At 36.3% G+C, this 13,174-nt stretch carries 6 protein-coding genes and 2 pseudogenes; 3 read left to right on the forward strand and 5 right to left on the reverse strand.

From position 1 onward, the window contains the following. Positions 1-105 precede the first annotated feature (105 nt). The 5 genes and pseudogenes from IPM14_00200 to mnmE form a co-directional block, all read right to left on the reverse strand. Positions 106-1,182 (reverse strand): Fic family protein, encoded by a 1,077-nt coding sequence (locus IPM14_00200; GenBank protein ID MBK9096545.1) that lies wholly within the window; start codon positions 1,180-1,182, stop codon positions 106-108. A 62-nt stretch (positions 1,183-1,244) separates the two neighbouring features. Then, positions 1,245-4,627: pseudogene (mfd, locus tag IPM14_00205) on the reverse strand (transcription-repair coupling factor). A gap of 67 nt (positions 4,628-4,694) precedes the next feature. Then, complete coding sequence (gene rsmG, locus IPM14_00210; protein MBK9096546.1) at positions 4,695-5,378, reverse strand: 16S rRNA (guanine(527)-N(7))-methyltransferase RsmG; 684 nt, start codon at positions 5,376-5,378, stop codon at positions 4,695-4,697. Positions 5,379-5,392: 14 nt separating this feature from the next. Further along, positions 5,393-7,151 (reverse strand): annotated as a pseudogene (locus IPM14_00215) (tRNA uridine-5-carboxymethylaminomethyl(34) synthesis enzyme MnmG). Between the two features lie 72 nt (positions 7,152-7,223). Then, positions 7,224-8,585, reverse strand: coding sequence for a tRNA uridine-5-carboxymethylaminomethyl(34) synthesis GTPase MnmE (gene mnmE / locus IPM14_00220; protein ID MBK9096547.1), 1,362 nt, complete (start codon positions 8,583-8,585; stop codon positions 7,224-7,226). A 321-nt stretch (positions 8,586-8,906) separates the two neighbouring features. Here mnmE and IPM14_00225 point away from each other — a divergent pair, with 321 nt between their 5' ends. The 3 genes from IPM14_00225 (at position 8,907) to clpB (ending at position 13,038) form a co-directional block, all read left to right on the forward strand. Further along, on the forward strand, positions 8,907-9,371 hold the full coding sequence (locus IPM14_00225) for an Hsp20/alpha crystallin family protein (protein MBK9096548.1): 465 nt from the start codon (positions 8,907-8,909) through the stop codon (positions 9,369-9,371). 86 nt (positions 9,372-9,457) lie between these two features. Further along, positions 9,458-10,402, forward strand: a complete 945-nt coding sequence (locus IPM14_00230) for a J domain-containing protein (protein MBK9096549.1) — start codon at positions 9,458-9,460, stop codon at positions 10,400-10,402. 20 nt (positions 10,403-10,422) lie between these two features. Further along, positions 10,423-13,038 (forward strand): ATP-dependent chaperone ClpB, encoded by a 2,616-nt coding sequence (gene clpB / locus IPM14_00235; GenBank protein ID MBK9096550.1) that lies wholly within the window; start codon positions 10,423-10,425, stop codon positions 13,036-13,038. Positions 13,039-13,174: the final 136 nt, after the last annotated feature.

A 13,174-nucleotide genomic window follows, 5' to 3' on the forward strand; every position in this document is an offset into this window, starting at 1 on the left:
CGCACAAATATTAAAACAATTTGTGCATATAGCCGAAGATGTGCACAACGGCTGTGCATATGCAGTTGAACGTGCACAAATCCATTTAATTTTTACTTGTGTCTTTTATTTCGAAGATAAGATGTTGAAAAGCAAAATGTTTTTGTAGAGTGTCTCTCTGCCAACTACTTCGGACTTAAGAATTCCGAGTTCTTCCAATTTTCTGAGATACTTGCTGGCAGTGTTCCGTGAAGCAATTTTCTTTTCTTCAAGTATTGCAATTTTGCAGTACGGCTGGTTAAAGATAACTTCGATCAATTCGTGAGTATAAATGTCGGGAGCTTTATCTTTTACTTTTTCAATTACCGACAGATACTCTTCGTAGATTGCGTTCACTTTTTGCAAAGTTAGTTTTGCTGTTTCATTCACTGCATCGAGCATGAAAAGAATCCAGCTTTCCCATTTTTTGTTTTCGGTAACTTCTCTCAAAAATTTATAGTAATTGTTTTTATTATCGAGAATGAATTTTGATAAATAGATGACCGGGAGATCAATAAGTTTTTCTTTGCAGAGATATAATACATTCAGAATTCTTCCTGTTCTTCCGTTGCCATCGGTGAAGGGATGAATAGCTTCAAACTGATAGTGAAGCATTGCCATTTTGATAAGAGGATCAACTCCCTTTTCTTTGATTGCGATATCAAACCAGTTAGTTAATTTTTCTTTCAAATGATTTCCGGGTGACGGCGGAGTATAAACTACGTGATTACTGCTGCCAATATAAACCTGAACTTTCCTGATTTCTTCTTTCTTATCTGTAATAGTTTTGAAAATCTCAACGGCAAGCTTCTCAGAATAATCAGAAGATTTTTTCATTTTCGTAAATGCGTTCCACATAGCTTCACGGTAACGCAGTACTTCTTTTGTAGATGCATCATTAGTTAGATTGGAGGAGAACGCTTTGTAAAGAGCATCGTTAGTTGTGAATATATTTTCAATTGTGGAGCTGTCTTTTGCTTCCTGCAGTACGAGAGTGTTTATCAGCATCAGCGGATTAGGAATGATCGGAAGTCTGCCTTTAAGCTCAGCAAGCGATGCTCGTGCATCAGCTAACTTTTTGTAAACATCTAATGTTTCCCAAACTTTTCTATCCGGTAGAAGAAGCGGAAGTTCGTTGTATGGTTTCTCTTTATTAAAGGCCATTATTAATTAAAACGATAATTGAAAGCAAACTTAGGAAGTAATGATGCGAGAGGCAAATTATACTAATTTACAACGGATTCTTTTTTATTATTATTTTCAAACAGTCTTCCGATGTTCTTACTGAAGTCGATGAGAAATTCTAAAAGTTTTTCGGGCAATTGAAAATTATTTTTGATAACCAGCTTCATCGTTTCATCTTTCTGTTCAAACTTGATATTGTCCTTATGATTTGAGATGATAAACCTCATTAGTTCAACAAACTTAATTTTGTAATAATCTTCTTTCTCCCCTTTTGGAAGGATAACAGTTACATTTTTTCGATTCATAATTATTCTTTCAAACAATGCAAATGATGCATAGTATTTCAAGGCTGCTATTTGTAAAAGTCTTTTAACCAATTCCGGTACCGGACCGAAACGGTCTTCCATTTCTTCTTTTAATTCGTCTAGTTCATCCAAAGTCTTAATCGAATATAGTGCAGTGTAGAAACTAAGCCTGTCCATCTGCTCGGGCATATATGTTTCCGGAATTCCAATTTCAAAATATGGATCGATTGTCGGTTCCGTTCTGTCTTCTTTCTGTGGAAGTGTTTTGAAGATTTCCTGGTATTCCTGATACTTTAATTCCTCGACTGCTTCATCAATCATTTTAATATAAAGATCAAAACCGATTTCGTTTATAAAACCTGACTGCTCTTTGCCAAGAAGATTTCCTGCACCACGAATTTCTAGATCACGCATTGATAAATTAAATCCCGAACCAATCTCGGTGTATTCTTCGATAGCCTGAAGCCTGCGCATTGCTTTTTTCGTAATTCCACTTACAGATGGAACAATAAAATAAGCATAAGCTTGTCGGGTTGATCTTCCAACTCTTCCACGCAGCTGATGGAGTTCCGCAAGTCCAAACCTATCTGCCCTGTTAATAATTATGGTATTCACATTTGGAATATCAAGTCCTGATTCAATAATTTTTGTTGAAAGAAGCACATCATATTTTCTGCTAAGAAATCCGTGAATCACTTCTTCAAGCTGGGATGATTTCATTTGTCCATGCGCAATTCCGGTTTTGATGTCAGGAATGTGTTTATTTAGATAATCAGCAAGTTTGCCGATTGATTCAACTCTATCGTGAACAAAGTAAACTTGCCCTCCTCTTTTCAACTCATTATAAATCCATTCTCTGATTCTTGTGATATCGAATGTTGAAACGGTTGTGTAAATAGGCTGCCGGTTTGGGGGCGGTGTCGCAATTATTGAAAGATCGCGTGCACCAAGCAAAGATAAATTTAATGTTCTTGGAATTGGTGTTGCAGTTAACGTTAGTGTATCAACATTGATTTTAATCTCACGAAGTTTTCTTTAGCTGAAACGCCAAATCGATGTTCCTCGTCAATCATCAGCAACCCGAGATCTTTGAACTTAATATCTTTCGACAGAAGCCGATGAGTTCCGATTACAACATCAACATTTCCTTGTCCGAGATCTTCTATAATTTGTTCCTGTTCTTTCTTCGTTTGAAATCTTGAAAGTGCAGCAACTCTTACAGGAAATTGAGTTAATCTGTCTTTAAAAGTATTGTAATGCTGTTCGGCAAGAATTGTTGTCGGAACGAGCAGCGCCACTTGCTTACCATCTTGCACAGCTTTGAATGAAGCGCGTACTGCAATTTCTGTTTTACCAAAACCAACATCACCACAAACAAGTCTGTCCATTGGACTCGGTGCTTCCATATCTGACTTAACTTCATTTGTTACTTTTTCCTGATCGGGAGTATCTTCATAAAAGAAAGCTGCCTCCAGCTCTTTCTGCCAGATAGTATCAGAACTGAATTGAAAACCTTTAGTCGCTTTCCGTTTTGCATAAAGTTCAATCAACTCTCTCGCTGCTTCTTTGATTTTCTTTTTCGTCTTTGTTTTTCTTCGTTCCCATTCACCTGTCCCAAGAGTTGACAGAGTTGGTTTTATATTTTCATTTGATGAATATTTCTTTACAAGATTGAGATAGTTAAGATTTACATATACAACTCCTCCTTCATTATAAAGCAGTTTCATTGATTCTTGTTTTGCATCGCCGATGTTTATTGTTTTAAGTCCGGCATACATACCTATTCCATAGCTCTCGTGAACAACATAGTCTCCGTACTTTATTGAGGCAATTGCTTTGGATTTTGACTTGCTGTATTTCTTTTTTAAAGGAAGCTTTGAGCGGTACGGTTTGTTAAATATTTGATAATCGGTAAGAAGAAGAATTTTTTCCTTGTGATGAATAAATCCTTTTTTAATTGGGAAAGTATCCAATTTAATTTTCTGAGCGGTAATTAGTTCTGCAAGTTCTTCGTTATACTCTGAAAGAAGTTCTTTCAATCTTGATGTTTGAAGTTCATTTTCTGATGTTATAATCACATCATAATTTTTTCCTGAATATTCCTTTAGAACATTAAATAGAATCTGATAGTTTGAGTTGATAGTTGGTGCCTCAGAAAAGCCGAGATCTATTCGACTCGGTGAAGCGGCAATTTCTTCTTCAAGTATCCAGCGAGCATTCTTTTTATGCAGAAGTTCATCAAGATCAATTTTGAATGAATCATCGCCCGATTCAGATAAAGGGCTTTCAAATTCCGGAAAGTCTTGCCCTTCGTAAACTTCATCAGAAGGGATTTTTTTATCTGATACTTTTAAATCAGCTTGTTCTGTTTTGGTAGGTTTAAAAGTTTTATTCTGAAGTTCGAATGATGAAGCAACAATTACCGGATTATCAAGATATTCAAAAATATCAGCTGTTAATTCTTCTGTTTTGATTATTGCCCCAGCTAGAGAAACACTTTCGGTAGTCTCAATTGAGCGCTGGCTTTCTGGATCGAAATAACGAATTGATTCTAAAAAATCTCCGTCAAATTCTAATCGTACCGGATTATTTTCACTATAAGACCAAAAATCGATTATCGAACCTCTTACTGAGAATTCACCCGGTGCCTCAACAAATTTATCTTGCTGGTAATCGAGTAAATTCAAATATTCTATCAATTCATCATACTTGATCTCCCCACCTGTCCGGATAATCATTGTTGATTTGTTTACTTGCTCTTGTGCTGGAAGCTTAAGCGTAAGAAGATCATAAGTTGATATAAGAATCAACTTTTTCATCCGGGAAATTTTAGTCAGTTTTTCCTGAATGACTTCAGTTGAAAATTCATCCCAAAGAAGTAATTGTTCTTCTTGAGCAATCAGATTCAACTCTACAAATGTTTCTTCTGCAGATTTTGAATCGGGTTGTAGTATAACAACCTGTTTCTCGTCTCTAGCAATCTCCAAAGCAAAAAAAGATTTTACTGCACCGTTAAGTTGCGAGCAGAAAACTATGTTTTCAGATGATTGATTAAGTTTATTTTTAAGCTTATCAAAAGTTGACTCTGTGCTTAATCTTTTTAAGGTCTCGGCTTTCATATAACAACAAAAAAGGGCTCAATCAATTGAACCCTGTTAAAATTTTAATTGAATCTCCTTTGATATTTTACTTTTGAAGTTCAAGCAGAACTAATTTCTTCCCTTTTTGATTTCTGATATTTGTCGGTTTATAGTGAAGATCATATACGGTTGATTTTTTTATATACGATTTATATTTCAATTCTGCTTTTGAAAATTCTTCCGACAAGTCTCCACCCTTCATCGCAAATAAAAATGCTTTCTCTTTAATTAACGGAATAGCGTACCTGAAAAGAATTATAAGAGGAACTGTAGCGCGGCTGACAATCAGGTCAAATGAATTACCATGTCTGGAAATAAACTCCTCGCTTTCAACACGGTGATTCTCAGAGATTACATTGCTTAGTTTGAGTTTATCAATAAAGTCTTTTACAGCTTCAACCTTCTTTAAAGTTGAATCTGCTAACACTCCTCTGATATCAGGTCGCATTATAGCCAGAGGAATTCCTGGAAATCCACCCCCAGTACCGATGTCTAAAAATTTAGTTACTTTTTCTGGAAGATATTTTGATATGTAGGCTGATATGAATACGTGTTTTTCAATGATCGAGTCAACATCCCGTTTGGAGATAAGATTAATCTTTTTGTTTTTCTCAACGACGAGCTGAGCGAAGTAGGCGAGTCGTTCTGTTCTGGTAGGTTCCGGGTTGAAACCATTTTCCCAGCAAAATACATTTAGTTCTTTTAGGTACTGGTCCTGCTTATCAGCCATAAAAAAAATAAAAATTATCGTTTTAAATATATCAATAAAACAGAAATATCTGAAGGTGTAACTCCGGAAATTCGTGAGGCTTGACCTATCGAACGGGGTTTATACTTCTGTAATTTTTCTTTGCTCTCTGTTGACAGAGCCTTTATGTCAGAATAGTTTAATGTTAAAGGAATTAAATGATCTTCATACTTCTCGAACTTCGCTATCATTTCCTCCTGTCGCTTAAGATAACCTTCATACTTCAAATCAATTTCGACTTGCTGCATAACCAATTCATCTGTAAGCAATGGTTTGATATCTTGATGATCATCGAATCCATCAAGTCTCAACAATTCCGGAAGAGAAAGTTCCGGTCTTCGACAAAGATTTGCGATAGTTTCGGTCGAATCGATTAATGAAGATCCTTTGACATTTAAAAATTCATTAACCTTTGCTGCATTTAATTTTAAGTTTTTACATGCTTTAATTCCGGAAAAGATTTTTCTTTCACGATCTCCAACTTTTTCAGAATCTTCTTTACCAACTAGACCAAATTCTTTCCCATATTTCATTAGTCTTCTATCTGCATTATCTTGTCTTAATAATAATCTGTGTTCCGCTCTGGATGTGAACATACGATAGGGTTCATCAGTCGACTTGGTTACAAGATCATCAATTAGCACACCTATATAAGCTTCACTTCTTTTAAGTACGAATTCTTTTCTGCCCTGAACTTTTAAAGCGGCATTAATTCCAGCAATTAGTCCTTGAGCTGCAGCTTCCTCATATCCTGAAGTTCCGTTAACCTGACCAGCAAGATAATTCCAGCTGGATTTCTGCTGGAAGTGAAGTTGAAAAGCCATTTACATAAATCTGATCACTATCAATACCTTCCGGCTCAAGAAAGAGTTGATGTTTTTCTTTGTCAGCGAATCTAACAACTTTATCTTCAATAGAGGGACAATATCGTGGACCAACTCCGCTTATCAAACCAGTAAACATTGGAGATCTATCAAAACCCCGTTCTAATATTTTATGCACACTAATATCAGTATAAGTGATATGACAGCTTACTTGGGGCAATGAGGGAAAGTTTTTTAAATCAGTGAAATGTGAAAACGGCTGTGGTATTTCATCTCCGCGCTGCTCTTCTAATACACCAAAGTTGATACTACCTTTGCTCAATCTCGGAGGTGTGCCCGTTTTTAATCGACCAGAAATAAAACCAATATTGACAAGACTCTGAGTTATACCGAGAGATGGCTCTTCGCCGAATCTCCCACCTCTTGTAGCTGTGAGTCCAGTATGCATAATAGCATTCATAAAAGTGCCTGCAGAAAGAATGACAGCTTTTGAAGCGACGAATTCTCCCGAACCTGTGATGATACCTCTGGTTAGGTTATTTTCAATGATTATTTCAGAAACAGAATCTTCAATAGTAAAAATACTCTTGGTTGTGCCTATGTATCTGACGGCCACCTCAGAATAAAGTCGTCTATCAGATTGGCATCGGGGAGACCAGACAGCAGGACCTTTCGATTTGTTCAGCATTCTGAATTGAATGCCTGATTCATCAGCGATTTTACCCATCAGCCCACCTAAAGCATCGATTTCTCTAACCAGATGACCCTTTGCTGTTCCTCCAATGGCTGGATTACAGGACATCCGGGCAAGAGCATTTCTATCCATTGTGAACAGTGCAACTGAACATCCCATTTGAGCAGCAGAAGCAGCTGCTTCAACACCAGCGTGACCGCCGCCAATCACTATAATATCGAAATTGTTATTTTTCATAATCTATTGTTTTATAAACACTTTCACGTGAAACTTATCAAATCTTCAGGACTTCAATTTCACGTGAAACTATCATTTCCCAATACAAAAGGCTGCAAAAATATTATCTAAAATATCATCTGCTCTGACCTCCCCGATTAATTCAGCTAGAGCGTCTTCCGCTGCTCTTAAATCACTTGAATAAAATTCACCGCTTAAATTTGAAGATAAAGTTAACAATGCATTATTCAAATTTTCCTTTGCTCTATATAAACAATTATGATGTCTGATATTTGTAACTAAAGCATCCTTCTCTGTATAAACACCATCTTGCTTCGCGTAATTCTTCAAACCTTCAAGAAGATTAGAAACACCTGCATCCTCTAGGATAGAAATATTGAAATCTCCTGTATAAGCCTTTTCATTCTCCAGATCTATTTTATTCAAAACGCGGATGATACTGGCATTTGAATTTAATTTGAAAATCACTTTCTCCAAAGTTTTCGAAAATCCAACATTTACATCCCCTAAAAATAGTATTAAATCCGCAGTGCGTATTGCTTCTCTGGACCTTTCAATTCCCTCTTTTTCAATTATTTGGTCAGACTCTCTTATACCTGCTGTGTCATGCAGCTTAAATAAAAAACCATCAATCGAAATTTCCTCGCGTATTGTATCCCTAGTTGTTCCAGGAATGTTACTCACTATAGCTCTTGATTCCTTTAATAAATAATTTAATAGTGAGGATTTTCCTACATTCGGTTCTCCAACAATGACTACATTAATTCCTTCTCGAACTACCTTTCCATATGAGTAGGACTTTAATAACTCATCAATTTCTCTAATGATCTCACTAATTTTTTCAATCAACTGATTTTTCTTAATGAATTCAATTTGTTCTTCTGCAAAATCAAGCTCAAGTTCAATAAATGAGGAAACATCAACCAACATTTTTCTCAAATTAGCAACTTTCAAGGAAAGAAGACCATTTAACTGACATCTGGCCCCCATCAAGGAAACAGATGATCTTGAGTTTATCAGATCGGCAACTGCTTCAGCTTGAGCTAAATCTAATCTGCCATTTAAAAATGCTCTCTTTGTAAACTCTCCAGGTTCAGCAAGACGAACATCTGAGTTTTTAATGATCAGAGATATTATTCTCTGTGAGATAAAGGGGCTACCATGTATATTTATTTCAATACTATCCTCTCCAGTATACGAATTGGGTGCTCTGAAAACCGAAACAAGAACGTCATCAACAATTTCATTCTCATCGAGAATGTTACCGTAGTGAATCGTATGAGATTTTGTATCTTCAAGTTTTATTTTCCCAGAAAAAACCGCATCGACCGCTCTGAATGAATCAGGCCCGCTTAATCTGACGATCGAAATTGCACCTACTCCGGGCGGTGTAGCAATTGCTATAATTGTATCTTCTTTTGCTTGAATATTCATTTGATTTAAGAAAAACGGGCGCAAACATAATTATTTTTGTGAATATTAACAATTTACTCTATCTTTTAATAAAAAATATAGTAGAAGTCGTGCGTTGAAATGGCATAATAATCATGGCTTTTTGATTCAATATTTGATTATATTTCTTAAACTGTGCCAAAATGGCGACAAGCAATATCCCATTTGAAAAACCCCATAACTTCTTATAGAATAAATGTTTATGCCTGCACTTATTCGTTGGTACGGCTATTGTCTATACTCATTTACTCTTAAGATAATTATGCAAAATAAAATATCAAAAACAAAATAAGGAGTAATATTATGGCTATCATTAGATTTAATCCCGTGCGTGAGCTTTTAAATGTTGAAAGAGAGTTCAACAGAATGTTCAAATCATTTGACGATCGATTTGGTCTTTCAAAAAAAGAAGATTCTGAAAATGGTTATGAAAATGCTGTATGGATGCCATTAACAGATATCTTTGAGGATAAAGATAACTACTTGATCAAAGCTGATCTTCCAGGTATGAAAAAAGATGATGTTAAAATTTCTTTTACTGATGGACAGCTGAGTATCAGTGGTGAGAGAGTTCAGGAACAGGAATCGAAGGATACAAAGTGTCATCGAATTGAAAGAACTTATGGAAAGTATTACAGATCTTTCAATCTTCCAAAAGAAATTAAGGAAGACAAGATCAAAGCCGAATTCAAAGATGGTCAGCTAACGATTACTATTCCAAAAGCAGAAGAAATTAAACCAAAAGAGATCGAGATAAAAGTAAACTAAGAAAAGATCACGTATGTTAATGGAAAGGGTGATTTATAGTCACCCTTTTTATTTTACAGTAATAGAAAAAACTTATTGTTGTTAAAGTGGAATTCAAAGATTACTACAATATACTTGGTGTTGAAAAAACAGCTTCTAAGGAAGAGATAAGTAAAGCTTTCAGAAAGCTTGCTTTAAAATATCATCCGGATAAAAATCCAAATAACAAAGCTGCTGAAGAAAAGTTTAAAGAGATTACTGAGGCTCACGAAGTACTGAGCGATCCGGAAAAGAGAAAAAAGTACGACACTCTCGGAGCCAACTGGAATCAATATCAATCAACCGGAAGAGGATTTGAGGATTTCTTTTCACAGTTTGGAGGTGCAAGTAGAGGAGGCGGAACTACTTATGAATTCTCGGGAGACTTTAGCGATTTATTTGGTGGAATGGGCGGAGGATTTTCTGATTTCTTCGAATCGTTTTTTGGAGGAAGAGGAAGACAAGCAAAATCTGGATTTGATTCACAAGGATTTCAAAATCAGCCAAAAGGAATTGATGTCGAAGCTGATTTGCACATTTCATTTGAAGAAGCTTTCAACGGAAGTGAAAGACAAATCAGCATAGATGGGAAAACTTTAAAAATAAAAATCAACCCGGGAACTTCTGATGGACAGAAACTCAGAATAAAAGGATTGGGAAGATCCTCAATACAAGGAGGCACTAAAGGTGATCTCTTTTTAAATATTCACGTCCTCCAACATCCATTTTATGAAATACAGGACGGTGAGCTGTTTTATAATCTGGATGTGAATTTATACACAGCAATTTTAGGCGGTAAGGAAGAAATCAAAACTCTCGATGGGAAAAAAATAAGCATCAATATTCCGGAAGGAACAGAATCAGAAAAAATATTGAGACTTAAAAAATTAGGTTTACAAAAAGATAATGAGAGGGGAGACTTATTTGTGAAAGTTCATGTAACTATGCCAAAAAATTTATCTGAAAAAGAAAAGAAATTATTTAAAGAATTATCAAGGCTTGGGAAAGATTAAGATAGTAACAGGAAAAGAACATGTCATTTAATTTTAACAGACTAACCGTAAAGGCACAGGAAATTGTTCAAACGGCAATTGAAATTGCACAGAACTATAATAATCAGATTGTTGAACCGGAACATCTTCTTGCATCAATTGTTCAGGAAAGCGGAAACGTTGCTGAATCAATAATCAAAAAAACCGGCGGCAACTTTAATGTAGTTAAATTAAAAATTAACGTACTGCTCGAAGCTTTTCCGAAAGTTAGCGGAACTGGTTTGGGCAATCAACAGATGAGTCAGAATCTTGCAAAACTTTTTGATACTGCTGCTGAAGAAGCACGCAATCTTAAAGATGAATATGTTTCTACAGAACACTTGCTGCTTTCACTTTCAAATGATAAAGGGAAAGCAGGACAATTACTCCGCGATAATGGAATTACTTACAATGACATTCTATCTGCATTAAAAACTGTAAGAGGAACTCAAAGAGTCACTTCGCAAAATCCTGAAGACACATACCAATCTCTTGAAAAATATGGAAGAGATTTGAACGATTTGGTAAAGCAGGGAAGACTCGATCCGGTTATAGGAAGAGATGAAGAAATTCGTAGAGTTCTCCAGGTGCTCTCAAGAAGAACAAAAAACAATCCGGTATTAATTGGTGAGCCAGGAGTAGGGAAGACTGCAATTGCAGAAGGGATTGCTCATCGTATTGTAGCCGGTGACGTTCCCGAGAATCTTAAAACTAAAAGGATCGTTGCGCTCGATATGGGTGCTTTAATTGCCGGGACACAATTCCGTGGACAGTTTGAAGAAAGATTAAAAGCGGTAATTAAAGAAGTCCAGGAATCAAACGGAGAAATAATTCTTTTTATTGATGAGCTGCATACACTTGTTGGTGCAGGTGCAACACAAGGAGCGATGGATGCTGCAAATATTTTAAAGCCAGCATTGGCTCGAGGTGAGTTACATGCAATCGGTGCTACTACTCTTGATGAATATAAAAAGCATATCGAAAAAGATGCTGCTCTTGAAAGAAGATTTCAACCAGTTCTGGTTGATGAACCTTCTGAAGAAGATACCATATCAATTTTACGTGGATTGAAAGAACGATACGAAGTTCATCATGGTGTACGAATTACTGATGCAGCTATTGTGGGGGCAACTCAGCTTTCAGAAAGATATATCACCGATAGATTTCTTCCCGATAAAGCAATTGATTTGATCGACGAAGCAGCATCAAAATTAAGAATTGAAATTGACTCGATGCCGGAAGAGCTTGATACTCTTGAACGAAAAGTAAAACAACTCGAAATTGAAAGAGAAGCTTTGAAACGCGAAAAGGATGAAGCATCTGCAAAAAGATTGGAGGAGCTTCAGCAGGAATTGAGTGAACTGAATGAAGAAAGAACAAAACTAAAAATGCACTGGGATCTTGAGAAGGAAAAAATCCAGAAGATACGTTCGATGAAAAGCGAAATTGAAAACTTGAAACTTGAAGCAGAGCGATATGAACGCGAAGGTAATCTCGGTAAAGTTGCTGAGATACGTTATGGAAAAATCACAAGTCTTGAAAAACAATTGAAAGAAGAAACCAAAAAACTTGCCGATGCACAGAAAGATAAGAAGATGTTAAAGGAGGAAGTCGATGCAGAAGATATTGCTGAGATAGTTTCTAAATGGACCGGAATTCCAGTTAGTAAAATGCTTGAGAGTGAACGAAGCAAATTACTACGACTCGAGGATGAACTTCATCATCGTGTGGTTGGACAGGATGAAGCAGTTACCGCAGTTGCAAATGCAATTCGTCGTTCACGTTCAGGATTGCAGGATGTAAATAGGCCAATTGGTTCATTTATTTTTCTTGGAACTACAGGTGTCGGAAAGACAGAGCTTGCTCGTGCACTCGCAGAAACTCTTTTTGATGACGAACATGCAATGATACGAATTGACATGAGTGAGTATATGGAAAAGTTTTCTGTTTCCCGATTGATTGGTGCCCCTCCCGGATATGTTGGCTATGAAGAAGGTGGGCAATTGACCGAATCAGTTCGCAGAAGACCTTATTCGGTTGTGCTTCTTGATGAAATTGAAAAAGCTCATCCAGATGTATTTAATGTTCTTCTGCAGGTTCTTGATGACGGAAGATTAACTGATAACCAGGGAAGAACAGTCAACTTCAAGAATACTATTATTATAATGACTTCAAACATCGGTTCGCATTACATTCAGGATAAGCTGGAATTGTTTAATGAAAACAATGTTGAACCATTGATGGGTGAGCTTCGCCAGCAATTGCACGAGCTATTGAGAAAAACAATCCGCCCGGAATTCTTAAATAGAATAGATGAAATAGTTCTCTTCAAACCGTTGCTCAAATCTGAAATAAGAAAGATTGTTGACATACAACTTCTTCGTGTTCAAAAAATGCTGAAGGAAAAAGAGATAGTCCTTTCCGTTTCCGATGAAGCAAAAGACTGGCTTGCTCAGCTTGGTTACGATGTAACTTACGGTGCACGACCATTGAAAAGAGTTATTCAGAAATATCTGGTAAATCCTCTTTCACAGGAATTACTTGCCGGTAATTTTATTGATGGGGATGTAATAAAAGTAAGCGTTGGTGAAAGCGCAAGACTGGTGTTTGCTAAATAGATACCAGACCATGGATGCTGGATTTAATTATCATGCTTTGGATTCTAAAGTCGTTATGGTCGAATCAAAACTTAAGAAAAAATCACTGCCACGGCTCAACCGTGGCAGATTTTAAATATTTTTTTCTTCAGAATAA

The organism is bacterium, assembly GCA_016716565.1.
Taxonomy (GTDB): domain Bacteria; phylum Bacteroidota; class Ignavibacteria; order Ignavibacteriales; family Ignavibacteriaceae; genus IGN2.